This window comes from Actinoalloteichus caeruleus DSM 43889, assembly GCF_000429185.2.
Classification (GTDB): Bacteria; Actinomycetota; Actinomycetes; order Mycobacteriales; family Pseudonocardiaceae; genus Actinoalloteichus_B; species Actinoalloteichus_B caeruleus.
In genome coordinates this window covers 2618744-2634557 of the sequence record NZ_AUBJ02000001.1, presented here as the reverse complement: position 1 = coordinate 2634557, position 15814 = coordinate 2618744, and the positions used below count along the sequence as shown (strand labels likewise).

16 protein-coding genes and 1 riboswitch are annotated in these 15814 nt (G+C 73.4%); of the genes, 5 read left to right on the top strand and 11 right to left on the bottom strand.

Going from position 1 to position 15814, the window contains the following annotated elements; translation table 11 throughout:
- Positions 1-249: 249 nt before the first annotated feature.
- Positions 250-984 carry a TetR/AcrR family transcriptional regulator gene (locus G443_RS09580; RefSeq protein ID WP_016699721.1) on the top strand — a complete coding sequence of 245 codons (735 nt, stop codon included), beginning with the start codon at positions 250-252 and terminating at the stop codon, positions 982-984.
- Between the two features lie 313 nt (positions 985-1297).
- Here G443_RS09580 and G443_RS09575 read toward each other — a convergent pair whose 3' ends face one another.
- Positions 1298-1726: a hypothetical protein gene (locus G443_RS09575; RefSeq protein WP_016699722.1), complete on the bottom strand. Its 429-nt coding sequence runs from the start codon at positions 1724-1726 to the stop codon at positions 1298-1300.
- Positions 1727-2023: 297 nt separating this feature from the next.
- On the opposite strand from G443_RS09575, the gene G443_RS09570 reads away from it, so the two are divergent.
- Together G443_RS09570 and G443_RS09565 are read left to right on the top strand one after the other, a co-directional pair.
- On the top strand, positions 2024-2920 hold the full coding sequence (locus G443_RS09570) for a helix-turn-helix domain-containing protein (protein WP_155886089.1): 897 nt from the start codon (positions 2024-2026) through the stop codon (positions 2918-2920).
- Positions 2871-3089 carry a DUF397 domain-containing protein gene (locus G443_RS09565; RefSeq protein ID WP_016699724.1) on the top strand — a complete coding sequence of 73 codons (219 nt, stop codon included), beginning with the start codon at positions 2871-2873 and terminating at the stop codon, positions 3087-3089. The genes G443_RS09570 and G443_RS09565 overlap by 50 nt, the downstream gene beginning before the upstream one ends.
- Positions 3090-3318: 229 nt before the next feature.
- Here G443_RS09565 and G443_RS09560 read toward each other — a convergent pair whose 3' ends face one another.
- The 10 genes from G443_RS09560 to G443_RS09515 form a co-directional block, all read right to left on the bottom strand.
- Complete coding sequence (locus G443_RS09560) at positions 3319-4158, bottom strand: alpha/beta fold hydrolase (RefSeq protein WP_026418419.1); 840 nt, start codon at positions 4156-4158, stop codon at positions 3319-3321.
- A gap of 118 nt (positions 4159-4276) precedes the next feature.
- Positions 4277-6016, bottom strand: coding sequence for a class I adenylate-forming enzyme family protein (locus G443_RS09555; protein WP_026418420.1), 1740 nt, complete (start codon positions 6014-6016; stop codon positions 4277-4279).
- A 109-nt stretch (positions 6017-6125) separates the two neighbouring features.
- Positions 6126-7103: a zinc-binding dehydrogenase gene (locus tag G443_RS09550; RefSeq protein ID WP_026418421.1), complete on the bottom strand. Its 978-nt coding sequence runs from the start codon at positions 7101-7103 to the stop codon at positions 6126-6128.
- Between the two features lie 79 nt (positions 7104-7182).
- Positions 7183-8031: an ABC transporter ATP-binding protein gene (locus G443_RS09545; protein WP_026418422.1), complete on the bottom strand. Its 849-nt coding sequence runs from the start codon at positions 8029-8031 to the stop codon at positions 7183-7185.
- Positions 8032-8058: 27 nt separating this feature from the next.
- Positions 8059-8838: an ABC transporter permease gene (locus tag G443_RS09540; protein ID WP_026418423.1), complete on the bottom strand. Its 780-nt coding sequence runs from the start codon at positions 8836-8838 to the stop codon at positions 8059-8061.
- A complete protein-coding gene (locus G443_RS09535) occupies positions 8835-9677 on the bottom strand; it encodes an ABC transporter permease (protein ID WP_026418424.1) in 843 nt (280 codons plus the stop codon). The genes G443_RS09540 and G443_RS09535 overlap by 4 nt, the downstream gene beginning before the upstream one ends.
- Entirely contained in the window at positions 9674-10690 is a 1017-nt protein-coding gene (locus G443_RS09530; RefSeq protein WP_051313820.1) for an ABC transporter substrate-binding protein, read from the bottom strand. Before G443_RS09530 ends, G443_RS09535 begins: the two co-directional genes overlap by 4 nt.
- A 65-nt stretch (positions 10691-10755) precedes the next feature.
- Positions 10756-11628, bottom strand: a complete 873-nt coding sequence (locus G443_RS09525) for a VOC family protein (protein ID WP_051313821.1) — start codon at positions 11626-11628, stop codon at positions 10756-10758.
- A 241-nt stretch (positions 11629-11869) separates the two neighbouring features.
- Positions 11870-11981: riboswitch (SAM riboswitch) on the bottom strand.
- A gap of 107 nt (positions 11982-12088) precedes the next feature.
- Positions 12089-12553, bottom strand: a complete 465-nt coding sequence (locus G443_RS09520) for a PaaI family thioesterase (RefSeq protein WP_211237500.1) — start codon at positions 12551-12553, stop codon at positions 12089-12091.
- Between the two features lie 279 nt (positions 12554-12832).
- Positions 12833-13387: a hypothetical protein gene (locus G443_RS09515; RefSeq protein ID WP_051313843.1), complete on the bottom strand. Its 555-nt coding sequence runs from the start codon at positions 13385-13387 to the stop codon at positions 12833-12835.
- A gap of 315 nt (positions 13388-13702) precedes the next feature.
- Between G443_RS09515 and G443_RS09510 the strand changes: the two genes are divergently transcribed.
- Complete coding sequence (locus G443_RS09510; protein WP_245588751.1) at positions 13703-14662, top strand: FecCD family ABC transporter permease; 960 nt, start codon at positions 13703-13705, stop codon at positions 14660-14662.
- Positions 14659-15768 (top strand): FecCD family ABC transporter permease, encoded by a 1110-nt coding sequence (locus G443_RS09505; RefSeq protein WP_026418428.1) that lies wholly within the window; start codon positions 14659-14661, stop codon positions 15766-15768. The genes G443_RS09510 and G443_RS09505 overlap by 4 nt, the downstream gene beginning before the upstream one ends.
- Positions 15769-15814: the final 46 nt, after the last annotated feature.

The following is a 15814-nucleotide window of genomic DNA, read 5'->3' as shown; positions in this document are numbered from 1 at the left end:
ACCTCCCCGCTGGAACCCGGTGGTGGAGGACGGGCGTGGTCCTCGGTGCGCGTCGGGAGCCGCCTCGGTGCGGAGTGGGGTGGCGGGCTCGGCTGAACGGCCGCCGCCGTCGTGGTGGGGCACGGGCTTCGGTCCTCCGGTTAGGCTGGAAGCAGACCACGAATGCGAATCAAGACTCGTATTTGTGGGGGTGGACGCAAATTACAAGCGATCACTCGTGTTTGCAAGTCGTCGTGCGCGAGGAGGGACATGCCACGGGATCGAGCCGCCCGGCCGGCCGGTGACGCGGGGGCCGAGCGCGGCGCCGGGACGGCGGGCCGGGCCGAGGCCGGCGGGGTGCGCCGGCAGGCCAGGGGGCTGGCGCGGATGGCCGCCATCCTCGACGCGGCCGAGGAGGTCATCTCCGAGGTCGGCTACGCGGAGGCGACGACCAACGCGATCGCCGCCAGGGCCGGCGTCTCACCCGGCACCCTGTACCAGTTCTTCCGGAACAAGGACCAGGTGGTCGAGGAGCTGGCCGTGCGCTACGGCGAACGCCTCCGGGAGTTCTGGGCCGCCAGGACGACGCCGGAGTCGGCCGGGCGTCCGCTGCCCGAACTGGTGGACGGCCTGCTCGACGCGGTCCTCGCCTTCAAGGTCTCCCAGCCCGCCTTCTGGCCCCTGTTCTACGGTTCCGCGCTCCCCGACCAGCTCGCCGCCGTCGCCGCGGGGCTCCAGCAGGGCACGGTGGAGCGGATCGCGGGCTTCTTCGGCGACCGGTGCCCCGAGCTCACCAGGGAGCGGCGCGAGCTGCTGGCGACGATGACGGTGGGCACGGTGCGCACCATGATGCCGATGCTCCTCGGCGCGGACGAGGCGAGGCGCCGGGAACTCCTCACCGAGATCAAGGCGATGCTGGTCCGCTACCTGGGTCCGGCGATCGGCGTCGAGGGGCGGGCGGCCGTCGGCGACCCGGCGGGGGAACGCGCGACCGCCACCGACTGACGGGGCTACCGCGTCGCCCCCGCCCGTGAGCACGTCCGCCGGAGTGGGTTCGTCGGCGCGCCCCTGGGGCGAGGGACGGTCCGGGGGAGCGCCTCCGTTCCGGCCCCGGCGATGCGGGGGCGTGGGAGTCCACCCCTAACGCGAGCACGCGGGTCAGGGGCACGGCGGGAACGGGTGGTGCCGCCCGGTTCTCCCCGGCGGCACCCGCCGGTGCGTGGGCCCGGTCGGCCTCCGCCGACCCGGGCCGCGTCGAGCGCGGGCCGTGCCCGCTGGCGCGGACCGACGCGGGGCCGCGTCATCCGCCCCGGTGACCTCAGGGCAGGCGTTCCCGGATGATCTCCGCCCCCGCCGTCAGCAGTTCGGCGAGGGATGACGCGGCGGCCGAGTCGAAACCGATCCGCCAGTCGGGAGCCCGCTGCCCGACCAGGTGCACGATCACCCCGTCGTCATGCCGGGCTGGGGAGAGCGCGAGCAGGCACGAGTCCCCGTGCTGGCGGAGGACCGCGAAGTGCTCGGTGTCCCGGGACCTGATCGCCGCCGCGATCGCCCGCGCGGTGTCGCGGGAGACGCCGATGGTGCCCAGGGTGGTGGAGGCGAGGCGGACGATCACCACCGTCCGGTACTCGTCCAGCTCCACCTGGGCGGTCGAGCACTGTTGCCGGTCCAGGTCCCAGCCGAGGACGCGGTGGTACCACTGGTGCCTGATGTGGGCGGGGGCGGGCGAGAGGTCGAGGGTCGTCATTCCTGGCTGCTCCGTCCACTGGGAGGTCTCGGCTTCGCGGGACGCGCCCGGAGCCCCGGTGCTCGTGCCCGTCGCCCGTCCCTCCGACCCCGGGGCCCCGGGCGGTCAGGGCTCGACGCACCATGGGCGGACGCGGAGTCGGCTCCCTGCCCGCGCGCCCGGGACACGGGCCGACCGCGGTCCCCTCCGAAGGTCGAGAGACGAGCGTATTGCCAATACTTTCGCGTATTGACAATACGAGCAACTCCCTGAACGGGCGTATTGGTGCCGGTGGCGCCCCTCTTTAGGGTGATCGACATGGCAAGCACCCCCTATCGAGCACAGGCGCGGGCGCTGGGCGCCGAACTGCGCCAGCTCCGTGCCGCGGCACGGTTGACCGCGAAGGCGGTGGGCGAGGCCGTCGGCTTGTCGCAGCCCACCATCAGCCAGACGGAAACGGGCAAGAGGCTGGCCTCTCCGGAAGAGGTCGCCTCCATCCTGACCGTGCTCGGGGTGACGGGGTCGAATCGCGATCGGCTGATTCAGATGGCCCGCGACGCCCAACAACCCCGATGGCTCGCGGTCGGCGTTCCCGGACTTCCGGCTCAGGTGACGGCGATGATCGAATTCGAGCGCACCGCGGTGTCGGCCACCTCGGTCTCCGCCCTTCTGATGCCAGGGTTACTCCAAACAGAGGACTACATTCGCTCGATCATGGCCGCCTACGGTCATCCACCGAGTGAAAGGGAGTTCCGCGTCCATCTCAGGCTCAGCCGGCAGCGCGTTCTCACCGACGGTTCTCTCCAGTTCACCGCCCTCATCGACGAGGCCATCCTTCACCGGCCAGTAGGGGGAACCGAAGTGCTGGCGGGTCAACTCCGCCATCTCGTTCGGATGTCCGAGTTTCCCAACATCACCGTTCAGGTGGTTCCCGTGGGCGCTGGATACACCGCACTGCTCGAAGGATCTTTCGTGGTGCTCGAATTTCCCAAAGCGGCTCCCGTCGTGCACCTCGAACACGGGAACTCCGGAGTGTTTCTCGACGGTCAGGACGACCAAGCCGAAGTGGACGAGTTCCGCTCCTGGGCCGCTAGTCTCCAGCAGTCGGCGGTCAGTCCCTCGGATTCGCGAATACTGATCGGCGAACTGATCGAAAGGATGGAGCATGCACCACACCGTGCCACCCCGGACCCCGCTGGCGCCGGGCTGGAGTGACTGGCGCAAGTCCCGGCGGAGCGGCGGGCAGTCCGACTGCGTCGAAGTCGCCAACGGCCCCGGGGTCGTCGGTATCCGGGACACCAAGAACCGTTCGGGCGGCGTTCTCGTCGTGGACCGCGACAGCTTCGCCGCTCTGGTGGGCGCGATGAAGTCCGGGAGGCTCTGACAGGCGCGCACCGCGGCCGGCCCCCGGGGTGCTCCGGGGGCCGTGCCGAGCACCGCCCGCGCGGTGCCCCCGGTGCGGGAGGCGGACCGGCGGTCGGGCGGGTGTTCCCTCCCATTCCGGTCGGCGCTCGGAGGCGGCGGTCCCCGCCGGCGCGGGGGAACGGTCCCGCCGGCCGCGACCCCGCCCCCCGCCCGCCCCGCAGGCCGGATGCCCCACGCGGCGGCGGCCGTCACGCCCGCAGGAAGTCGAGCAACGCGGCGTTCACCTCGGCCGCGTGCGTCCACAGCAGGCCGTGCGGGGCGCCCTCCACCTCGACGTAGCGCGCCCGGGGCAGCAGCGAGTGGAAGGGGCGCGCGGTGGCGTCGATGGGCAGCACCCGGTCCGCCGTCCCGTGCACGATCAGCGCCGGCACGTCGACGCTGGGGATGTCCGAGCGGAAGTCCGTCACCCAGGTGTCGATGGCCTCGACCGAGGAGTAGGGCGAAGCCTGGGTCGCCGTGACCCAGTTGGCCCGCAACACCTCGTCGCTGACCCGATGACCCCGGTTCTCGTCGACGTTGTAGAAGTTCTGGTAGAACTCGGCGAAGTGCGCGTAGCGGTCCCGGACGGCGCCCTCCCGGATGCCGTCGAAGACGGACTGGTCCACCCCGTCCGGGTTCTCCGGCGTCCTGAGCAGGAACGGCGGCAGCCCCGAGAGGAACGCGGCGCGGGCCACGCGCTCGGACCCGTAGCTGCCCAGGTACCTGGCCACCTCACCGCTGCCCATCGAGAAGCCCACCAGGGTCACCTCGCGGAGGCCGAGGACGTGCAGCAAGCCGTTCAGGTCGGCCGCGAAGGTGTCGTAGTCGCACCCCGAGGTCGGCTTGCTCGACCTGCCGAAGCCCCGCCGGTCGTAGGCGATGACCCGGTGCCCGGCAGCCAGCAGCGGAGGGACCTGTTTCTCCCAGGACTGGCTGTCCAACGGGTACCCGTGGATGAGCACCACCGGCTTCCCGTCCTCCGGACCGTGGTCCTCGTAGTAGAGGTCGACGGTGGTGCTGTTCTCCTCGGCGACGGTCACGAAGGTCATGGCGACTGCCCTCCCGGCACGCGTGCTCGGTCCAGCCACCCGGGTACCCCGCCCGGCGACCGGCACTCCCGCGACCCGGGGTGACATCCCCGGCCCCGTCCCCGGGGCTGTCGGCCGGTCACGCGGTGGGTGGCGCGTACCGTTCCTCGGCCATCCGCACCAGCGCCGCCCGGTCCACCTTGCCGGTGGCCCCCAGCGGCAGCGCGTCCAGGAACCAGACCCGGCGGGGATGGGCGTAGGGCGCGCCGCGTTCCAGGGTGTGCCGGCGGATCTCCTCCTCCGTGATGCCCTCCGCGCGCACGAACGCCACCGGGACCTGGCCCTTCACCGGATGCGGGACGGGCACCACCGCGACCTGGGTGACCTCGGGCAGCGCGAGCACCAGCCGCTCCACCTCGGTGGGGTACACGTTCTCGCCCCCCACCTGCATCATCTCGTCCCGGCGCCCCACCACGTAGTGGTAGCCGTCCACGTCCCGCCAGGCGAGGTCACCGGTCCGCAACCACCCGTCCGGGGTGATGCGGCTGGCGGTCACCTCCGGCAGCCGGTGGTAACCGAGGGCCACGCCCGGGCTGCGGACCCAGATCTCCCCGACCTCACCCGTGCGCACCATGAAGTCCGTGCCGGCGTCGGTGCCGGCCCCGTCCCTGCCCGGCACCCCCACCAACCGCACCTCGGCTCCCGGCACGGGAATCCCCGCGCTGCCGGTGCGGATCGCGTCCCTCGGCGTCGCCAGCACCTGCGGGCCGCCCTCGGTCAGACCGTAGGCCTCGACGACGGGCACCCCGAGCCCCGCGGTGATCCGGCGGCTGAACTCCTCGCTCAACGGTGCCGACCCGCAGACCACGAACCGGAGTGAGCTCAGGTCCCGGCCGAGGTGGGAGCCGCTGGCCAGCAGCATCTCGTAGGTGGCGGGAACACCGGTGGTGTAGGTGCAGCGGTGCCGTTCCACCTCGGCGGGGATGCTGCGGGGGTCGGGGTCGGTGTTGACCACCATCGTCGCGCCCGACAGCAGCGCCGGCTTGACCACGCAGATCATCGCGTTCTTGTGGTACAGGGGGGCGGTGATCAGCCCCTTCTGGTCGGGGCCCAACCGCCAGAAGTCCCGGTTCGCCCTGGCGTTCCACAGCTGCCCGCCGTGGGTCAGCAGGCACCCCTTCGGGCGACCCGTCGACCCCGAGGTGTAGGGCTGCATGCACACCTCGTCCGGCCCCACCGCGACGGGGTTCACCCCGTCGTCCAACTCGGCCATCGTCAGGGTCGTCACCGTCTCGTCCGCGCCGAGGTAGCCGGCGGCGACCAGGCCGTCGCCGTCCCCGACGCCCAACCCGAGGTCGGCGGGCGCCGGCGGATCGGCCAGCTCCCGGACCGACCAGCCGTCGGTGCCGTGCGACCCGACGAGCAGGGGCCGGCCGGTGGTGGCGCCGGCGCCGCTCTCCGCCACGAGCTCCGTGGCCCGGTCCACCAGCGTGTCCTGGGCCACGACCACCAGCGGTTCCGAGTCGGCGATGACGTGCGCCAGCGCGGGCGCACCGGCCCGCGTGTTCAGCGGCACCGCCACCGCGCCGAGCCGGATCGCGGCGAACAAGGTCTCCAGGTAGCGGTGGTCGTTGTGGAACAACAGCGCGACCCGGCTCGCCCGGACGACGCCGAGCCGGGCGAGCAGGTCCTGCGTTCGCCGTACCCGCCGGTCGAACTCGCGGTAGGTGAGACTCGTCTCGCCCTGCTCGACGGCCACCGCGTCCGGCGTCGACAGCACGGCGTCCGACATCAGGCGCCAACCGAGGTTGTGCTCGACGGCGGCCGGCCGCCCGCTCAGCGCGGCCCGGGGGTCACCGGTGTCCCGTGTGCCCTTCATCGCGTGGTCGGCGCGCCCGCCGCCGGGCGGGGCGCCGCACCTCCCTCCCCAGGAGTGGTGACCGACCGAGTGGCCGGGACCGGTGAACCAGGACCTGTCCGCCCGCGGGTCACGGCGTGACGATGACCTTGCCGAAGACGAGCCGTTCCTCCAGCAGCCGCTCCGCCTCGGACACCCGGTCCAACGGCAGGACCGAGTCGATGACGGGGTCCAGGGTCCCGGCGGCCACGGAGTCCAGCAGGCCCTGGAGGTCGGCCCTGCTCCACGCGTTGCTGCCCAGGATGTCCAGTTCGCGGACCCACACGTAGGGCTGGAACTGGCTGACCTCGTACCCGCTGGTCGCGCCGCAGGTCACCACGCGACCACCGGGACGGGTGGCGCGGATCGAACCGGCCCAGGTGTCCGCCCCCGTGTAGTCGACCATCACGTCGACCCCGCGCTTGCCGGTCTCCCGCCAGATGCGGGCGCTGAAGTCCTCCTCGCGGGAGTTGATCAGCACGTCCGCCCCCAGCTCGGCGAGCCGGTCCAGCTTCTCCCGCGAACTGGCGCAGGCGATCACCCGAGCGCCGATCGCCTTGGCGATCAGCACCACGCCGGTGCCCACGCCACCGGCGGCGCCCAGCACGGCGACCGTCTCCCCCGGCTGGAGCTTCGCCCTGGTCACGATCATCCGTTGGGCGGTGCCGTAGGCGATCGGCAGCGCCGCGGCCTGCTCGAAGCTCACCCCGTCGGGCAGCGGGAGCAGGTTCGCCGCCGGGACCACCGCGTACTCGGCGAGGCCGCCGGGCAGGTCCTCGCCCAACGCCTTGCCGTGCACCAGCGGGTCGACCAGCACGCGGGTGCCCTCGGCCGGACCGGTGGTGTCCGGGCCGTAACCGGCGACCTCGCCGGCGATGTCCCCACCCGAGATGTGCGGCAACGGCAGCTGCCCGCCCGCCGTGCCGTTGCGGACGAAGACGTCCAGGTGGTTCAGGCCGCAGGCGCGGACGCGGATCAGCGCCTCACCCGGGCCGGGCTCCGGGGCCGGGTGCTCCCGCACGACCCGGCACTCCGGGCCACCCCGGTCCACGATCAAAGCCGCCTTCATCCGACGTTCTCCGTTCCTCGTCGTGCGATATTCAACAGGTCTGGTGCGGGTCCGCCACGCGGCGGGCCCGCCCCTCATCTCAGGAGGCGGAGCCGACCCGCTCCGCGTCCTCCCCGGCGGATCCCGGCGCGGGCGCCGCTGTCGACGCCACTCCCGGGGGGCTACCCGCCTCGTCCCGGCGGATGCGCCGGTACACGTGCGTCCGCAGCTCCCCGAACTCGGCGAGCCGCTTGGTGGCGACCTGGTCGCGTGGCGAGGGCAGGTCGACCTCGACCAGCTCCCGCACCGAGGTGGGGGAGGGGCCCAGCACCGCGATCCGGTCGCTCAGGTACACCGACTCGTCGATGTCGTGGGTGACGAACACGATGGTGATGTCGTGCGCCTCCCGGATCCGGAGGACGAGGTCCTCCAGGTCGGCCCTGGTCTGGGCGTCGACCGAGGCGAACGGCTCGTCCATCACCAGGATCTTCGGCCGGTAGGCCAGCGCCCGGGCGATCGCCACCCGCTGCTGCATACCGCCGGACAGCTGCCAGGGGTAGTGGTCGCCGAAGCCGGCCAACCCCACCTCGGCCAGGGCCTCGTCGGCGCGACGCTCGCGCTCGGCCCTGGGGACCCGCCGGGCCCGCAGCGGCAGCATGATGTTCTTCCGGACGGTCGACCACGGCATCAGGGACCGGCCGTACTCCTGGAACACGAGGGCCATGTCCGCCGGTGGTCCCGTCACCGGCCGGCCGTCCAACAGGACCTCGCCCGAGGTGGGGCGCAGCAGTCCCGTCATGCACTTCAGCAGCGTGGTCTTCCCGCAGCCGGAGGGGCCCACCACGGTCAGGAACTCACCGGGTCGGACGGTGAGGCTGACCTCGCCGATGGCCGGTGTCGCCCCGGCACCCGAGCCGTAGGTCTTGCTCACCGAACGCAGTTCGAGCACGAGAAACTCCCTTCCTCCGCCGTGGCCTCAGCGGGCCGAGGCGGTGTCGGCACGGGCGCCGGCGTGCCACCGCAGCAGCCGCCGCTCGACCAGGGTGAACACCAGGTTGACCAGGTAGCCCAGCACGCCGAGCAGGATGATGCCCGTCCACATGTCGAGGATGCGGAAGCCGCGCTGGGCGTCGAGCACGAAGAAGCCGATGCCGCTGGTGCTCGCCACCATCTCGCTGGTGACCATCAGGATCAGGGCCAGCGACAGGCTGGTCCTGGCACCGGCCATGATCTGCGGGGCCGCCGAGGGCAGGACCACCGACAGCAGCCTCCTGGCCCCGCTGACCTGGTACATCCGGGCGGTGTCCGCCAACGTGTGGTCCAGGCCGCGCACCCCGTCGATGGTGTTGAGCAGCACCGGCCACAGGCACACCAACGCGATGATCGCGACCTTCATCAGGTCGCCGATGCCGAAGACCAGCAGCGCGAACGGCAACAGGGCGGTCGCCGGGATCGCGCGCAGGAACTCCACGATCGGCTCCGTGGCGCGCCGCCACGACGCGGACAGCCCCAGCAGCAGGCCCAGCCCCACCCCGGCGACGACCGCGATGCCGAAACCGGCGCCCAGCCGCCACAGGCTGGGCACGGCGTCGGTGACGAACCGGTCGAACAGCCACACCTCGACGAAGCGGTCCATGATGTCCCGCAGCGACGGGAAGTAGTAGGACTCGGTGCCCAGCGAGCCGAACCACCACGCGGCCAGCACCGCCGCCGTCGTCACCACGGGCAGTAGCACCCGCACCCACCGGCCGGTCACGCGACGGCCTCCCGGTGGGAGGGATGCCAGTGCAGCACCCGGCGCTCCACGGCGCGGAACGCCGCGTTCAGGCCCCAGCCGAGCAGGCCGGTGGCGATGATGAGCGCGTACATGCGGTCGGGGGCGCCCGCGGAGCGAGCGAGGTTGATCGCGCCGCCCAGCCCGGGGACGCCGATGACGAGTTCCGCCGTGACCGCCAGGATCAACGCCGTCGCCGACGCGATCCGCAGGCCCGTGGCCAGGTAGGGCACCGCCGCCGGCAGCACGATCCACCGCAGCACGCCGAACCGGCCCAGCCGGAACGCCCGCCCGGTGTCCCGGGCCACCGGATCGGTGTCGCGGACGCCGTAGATCACCGGGATCAGCAGCTGCCAGAAGGCCGCGAAGGCCGCGAGGAACACCTTGCTGGCCGCGCCCGTGCCGATCGCGAGCACGACGAGCGGGATCAGGGCCACCGACGGGATCGGCCGGAGGAACTCCACGATCGGCCGGACCGCCGTGTACAGCAGGGGAACCGTCCCCAGCGCCAGCCCCACCGGCACCGCCAACAACACGGCGATGCCCAGCCCGGCGCCCCAGCCCTGGAGCGTCTGGCCGACCGACACCCAGAACGAGGGGTCGACGACCTGCCCGGCGAGGGCGACGAACATCTCGCTGGCCGGTGGGAAGTAGCGCGTGGGCAGCACTCCGAGCCGCGAGACCAGCTCGGCGAGCAGGAGCACGCCGAGCACCGTCACCGCGGGCAGCGCCGCGCCGGGCAGCCGGGGTCGTCCCGACCGCCCGTCGCGGGTGCCGGGGCCCGCGTGCTCGGGGCGGGTGGTGGTCGTGGGTGGTGTCATCGGCCCGTTTCCGAGGTGTTGGCGCCCGGGGCCACCAAATCGTCGGCGTTGGGCTGCTCACTGATCAGCCCGTACCGCTCGGTCAGCTCCAGGTAGGTGCGCAGCGAGTCCACGTCCATGCCCGGCTGGAACACCGGGAGCAGCATGTCCTGGGCCTGTTCGGCCGGGATGCCGAGGCTTTCGGTCAGGACCCGCCTCGTCTCGTCCGGGTTGTCGGTGGCGAACTCCTTGGCCCGGTCCATCGCCCGGGAGAACCTCTCGATGACCTCGGTGTTCTCGGCGGCGTACTGCCGGTTCGTCACCAGGTAGCCCAGTTGGGCGTCGGGCGTGGCCTCCACGAAGTTGGACAGCACCGGGCGGGCGCCGTCCTCCTCTGCCAGGCTCAGGTGCGGTTCCAGCTGCCAGATGGCGTCGACCTCGCCGGCGAACAGGGCCGCGTTCATGTCCGGGTAGGGCATCTCGACGAAGTCGAGGCCGGAGACGTCCACACCCCTGTTCTCCAACGCGGCCTTGATCGTCACCTCGCCGATGTTGTTCAGCCCGTTGACCGCGATCGTCGTGCCCGCCAGGTCCGCCGCGTCCTGGATGGGGCTGTCACCGGCCACCAGGATCCGGGAGATGTCCTGGTCCGGGTCGCTCCCCGTCCCGGTGGTGTTGGTGACGGCCTGGAGCGGCAGCCCCTCGCCGGCGGCGACGGCCAGCGACACGGTGTTGGAGTGCCCGAACTGGTAGTCGCCTCGGACGACGCCGGGGATGATCGCCCCGCCGCTGTCCGCCAACGTGATGTCGACGTCCAGGTCCTCCTCCTCGAAGAAGCCCTGTTCCTCGGCGAGGTAGATGGAGGCGGCGTCCGGGGTGGGGATGGTGGCCACCGACAGGGAGGTCGGGCCGTCGCCGTCCCCGGCCGTGTCCCCGCCGCCGCAGGCCGCCGCGAGCAGGGCCGTCGCGAGAACGCCGGCGATACCCAGCCGGGCACGGCCCGAACGGGGGTGGCGCTGTGGTCGCATCGTCATCTGGAACCTCTCGAAGGGCGTCACGCCGGAGGGGCGTGGTGGGTGGTCGGGTGCCCGGGCCGGGGTCAGCGGTCCCGGGACGGCGCCGGCTGGCGGATCGTCAACCGGGTGTGCTCGCCGAAGAGGGCCGGTGGGAGGGTGAGCAGGACGGCGGGGGAGGCCGGGTCGGCCTCGACGGCCCGCCACGCCGCACCGGCCGAGGCCAGCGCCCGCCGAGTCCTGCCGAGGTCGGTGCTGGTCAGCTCGACCGAGGCGAGTCCAACGCTCCGGTGCGCCGAGGCGTCCTCGACGGTGTGGGCCGGTGCCCCCGTCAACCGGGGCAGCGAGTCGGCGTACCAGCGGGCCGGGGCCGAGCCCGGTCCCGGCATGCCGATGGTCAGCTCGCCGACGCCGTGCACCACGTTGGGGTGCTCGGGTGGTTCGCCGCTGGTGGGTGAGGCTCCGTCCCACCGGATGAGGAACGGGTAGGGGCCGTCCATCCCGACACGCTCGGGGAAGAACAGCTCCCAGGACACCCGCTCACCGCCCGGGGTGGTGCGGCTCATCGACAGCCGGTGCGGCTCCGCGCGCTCCGGGGCGGCCAGCGACCCACCGTCCACGGGGGTGTTGGGGGGCAGCCGCAGCGCGTACCCGACCCAGCCGCCGCCGTCGCGGGACAACGCGCGGACCGTGCTCCGACCCAGGTCGCTCGCGGAGGCCTCCTCCGGATCGGTGACGGAGATCAGCTCCAGGTACTGCCCGTCGAGCACGACCAGGGCGTTCTCGGTGCCGTGCCCCGGGTGCCGGCCGCCGGGCCGGGCGTCGAAGCCCAGCGACCGGAGGTACTCGGTGGCGGAGGGCAGGTCGGCGACCGCGAGCACGAGGTGGTCGAGCACCACGGGCCCGGGCAGCGGGGAGGGCAGTCGAAGAGCGAACGGGGTGGCGTTGTCACCGGACATGGTGGGGCTCCAGGGCGGCCGTCGGGGTCAGCTGGGTGCACCATCGCCTCCCGGCGCCGTGACGGCCCGGGAGACGCCACCGACGGGGTCCGTCGGTGGCGGCTCTACCTCAGGGAGCTGCAGACGAGACCGAAGTCCACGTAGATGCGGCCGTAGAGGAGGTCCCCGACCGTCGCGGCGGCGATCGCCCGCGGGTCCGAGTGCTTCATCCGTTCCTCCACTGGCCGGGCGCTTCCGCCCTGGTCCGCACTTGCCACGACTGCTCGGGTGACCTGGTCGCTCACCCGGGGCACCCCACCGCGGCGGAGGGTTGCCGGCCAGCGAGCCGGGGCTTGGCGCTGGCACTCGTGACCACCAACGACACTAGCCACGAGATGCTTGATCCAACAACTTTCTATGACGCCGCTCACGGGTGCCGGCCGCCTTCGGCCGTCCCCTCGAGCGGCGTCGGTCCCGCTCGTCAGGAGCTGGCGCTCGCGGTGTGGTAGAGGCCGCGTCCACTGGCGACAAGCCGCCCTTGGCCGTCGTGCACGCGGGCCTCCGCCACGGCCAAGGTCCTGCCGAAGCGGACCACCTCGCCGACGGCGGTGAGGTCCTCGCCCCGCGACGCCGCCCGGTGGTAGTCCACCCGCATGTCCACGGTCGGGACGCCCCGCCCGAGGCGGGACACCAGCGCCCAGTCGGCCGTGAGGTCGACGATGGTGGCCAGGATGCCGCCGTGCGTGTAGCCGGCGTCCGGGTCGGCGACCCATTCGGGCCGCCAGGCGAAGGCCAACTCGATCCGGTCCTCGCCCACCGACAACACCCGGAGCCCCAGCCACTCGTGGAACGGGCCCTGCCGGAGCAGGCGTTCCACCTCGGTGGGGTCCGTGGTCGGGCCGGTGCGTCGCGGGTGTTCGGAGGCCGTGTCGGCGCGGTCGGTCATGCGGCTCCTTCCAGGCGGCACGACGGGCGTCCCCGACCTGTGGGGCACCCGAGTTCGGGTCCACCACAGCAGACCGGGCGGGGGGTGGGTGGCGGCTATGAGCGACGCCTCCCGGCGGCGCCACCCGCCGTGATCGCGGGACGTCGCCGCGTCACCCGGAGGCGGGCGGGACGCCCGGGCCACTCACGGACCCGTCGGGCGGTGCCCCGGGACAACGCCCCGGGGAGCCCGCCGCATTCCCGCGCCCGTCCCGGGGGGCGGGAACGGTGCCGGCCGCGCCTACCGCCGCCGTTCCTGGGCCGTGGCCGTGCCGAACACCCGGGTGACCGCGGCCTCGCGCAGCCGCTCCAGCCGCGCCGCCTGGTCCAGCGACCGCCGCAGCAGCGCGTCGAGTCGCTCCGTCCCGGGCCCCGCCCCGGCCGGACCCGCGTCCTCGGCCACCGCGCGCAACGTCCGCCACGCGCTCGCCAGGGACGTCACCACCAGCAGCAGACCTTCCAGTTCCACCACCGTGCTCAACGGCGAGCGCCCGCGCAGCTGCCCGTTGAGCTTCAACCGGCCCGCCTTCTCGGCGGCCCACAGCGCCCAGGTCTTGTAGTGCGCGACCTCCACGTCCAGCAGTCGCATGGCGTCCGCCAACCGAGCGCGGTCCTCCGCCATCTCGTCGGCCAGCCGGTCCAGTTCCGGTCCGTCGGGGGAGGACACCTCGGCCTTCGCCAGCCGCCGGGCCAGCTCCACGGCGGCGGTCGCCCCGGCGAGGTGGTCGTTCAGGTAGATGGCCAGCAGCCTGGACCGCTGGTCCGGCGGTGCCGGCTGATCGCTCCGCTCGGTCATGGTCCCCTCCCGAGGGCCGGTGGCCCTGACGAACACGTGGCACCAGGGGGCTACCCGGTGCCGGTGCGCTCATACCGTCGGTGGCGGGGCAGGGGGTCGCCGAGTCGAGCCCGGGCGGCCGCCGACCACCCTGCGTAGTGAGGTTAGCCTTCCCTCAGCGTTCCCGGTGGATGTTCTCGCGAGCCCCCGGGGCGGACGGGAGGATCGGGTGCGCGGCGCGGAACACCGGCGGACAGGGCCGGGACGGCGGTGACGGTGTCGAGGAACCCGGCGACGCCCCGGAGCCGTGCCCGCCGCTCGTGGTCGCGAGCGGTCGTGATCCCGACCGCCGTGGTGCTCCTCGCCGTGTTGGCCAGCCTCGCCGTCGGGTCGGAGGCGCTCGCCGCCCGCGAGGTGTTCCTGGCGTTGTTCGTCGACGACGGCGGGCGGGCCAGGGTGATCGTCCACGAACTCCGCGTACCCCGGACCCTGCTCGCCGCGTCCGTCGGCGCCGCCCTGGGGATCGCGGGCGCGTTGATGCAGTCGCTCACCCGCAACCCGCTGGCCGATCCCGGCATCCTCGGCGTCAACGCTGGCGCGGCCGCAGGGGTCGCCGGCGCCGTCGTGCTGCTCGGGCTGCGCGACTACTCCTCCTACGTGTGGTTCGCCTTCCTGGGGGCGGGGGTGACCGCCGTCCTCGTCTACGCCATCGGCACCGCCGGAGCCAGTCCGGTCCGGCTCGCGCTGGCGGGCACCGCGATCGGCGCCGCCCTCACCGCCGCCACCCAGTCCCTGGTCCTGCTGCGGCCCGACGCCTTCGACGAGTTCCGGTTCTGGGCGGTCGGTGACCTCGCCGGCCGGGACCCGGCGGTCGTCCGCACGATGATCCCGTTCCTGCTCGTGGGGCTCGTCCTCGCGCTCGCGGTGGCGTCGCCGCTCAACACCCTGGTCCTCGGCGACGACGTCAGCCGGGCACTCGGCTCCAGGGCGGGGGCCACCCGGGCCGTCGTCGCCCTGGCCGTGCTGCTGCTCAGCGGGGCCGCGACGGCCGCCGCCGGACCGATCGCCTTCGTGGGGTTGGTCGTGCCGCACATCGCCCGATCGCTCCTCGGCAGTGACCACCGGTGGTCACTGCCGGGAGCCGGCCTGCTGGGCGCCGCCCTGGTGCTCGTCGCCGACGTGCTGGGACGGGTGGTGCTGCCGCACGGCGAGCTCCAGGTCGGCCTCGTGGTGACCGTCGTGGGCGCGCCCTTCTTCATCGCGCTGGTCCGACACCGGAGGATGCCCCGCCTGTGAGCACCAGGACCCCGGCCGCCTCGGCCTCCCGCCGTGCCGACCGACCCGACCTGACCGGAACGGTGCTGGCCAGTCCGAGCGGGCGGTTCGCCGTACGGGTGGTCGCACGGAACGTGCTGGTCGGTGCCGTGCTGGCCGGTGCGGTGGTCCTCGCGGCGCTCGCCTCGCTCGGCTACGGCGAGGCCGGCTACGGCCTGGCCGAGGTGGTGCGTGTGCTGGGAGGCGCGCCGGGACCGGCGGGCGCGGAGTTCGTCATCCTGACCTTGCGGCTGCCCCGGGTGCTGGCGGCCGTGCTGGTGGGCCTCGCGCTCGGAGTCAGCGGGGCCGTGGTGCAGTCCCTCACCCGCAACCCGCTGGGCAGCCCGGACGTGCTGGGCTTCACCACGGGAGCGGCGACCGGGGGGATCCTGCACATCACGCTCGTCGGTGGCACCGCGCTCGCCGTCGCCGGTGGCGCGGTGCTCGGTGGCGTGACGACGGCCCTCACGGTGTACCTGCTCGCCCACCGGGGTGGGGCGAGCGGTGCCCGGATCGTCCTCGTGGGCATCGGGGTGGCCGCGATCCTGGCCTCCGTCAACTCCTACCTGCTCATCCGGGCCGAGCTCGACGACGCCCACCGCGCCGCCGTGTGGCTCACCGGGAGCCTCAACGGCCGCACCTGGGACCAGGTGGCCATCGTCGCGGTCGCGGCCGTGCTGCTCGTCCCGGTGGCGGCCGCGCTGTCGCGGCGGATGAGCCTGGTCGAGATGGGCGACGACGCGAGCAAGGGGCTGGGGGTCCCGGTGGAGGCGACCCGGCGCGCGCTGTTGGCGGTGGCCGTGGTGCTCGCCGCGACCGCCGTGGCGGTCGCCGGGCCGGTGGCCTTCGTCGCGCTCGCCGCTCCGCACCTGGCCCGGCTGGTCACGCGGTCCTCCGGGCCCTCGGTGCTGACGGCGGGGCTGGTCGGGGCGTTGCTGCTGACGGGCGGCGACCTGGCGGTCCGCTGGGTCTTCGCGCCCGTCGAACTCCCGGTCGGACTGGCGACCGGCGCGCTCGGCGGCGTCTACCTGACCTGGCTGCTGGCCTGGCGGTGGCGGCGGGAGGGGCGGCGGGGCGGCCGGCGCTGACCGGGCCGCCCCACCCGGCGGCGAGCCGGTCCAGCTCGGCCGGCCG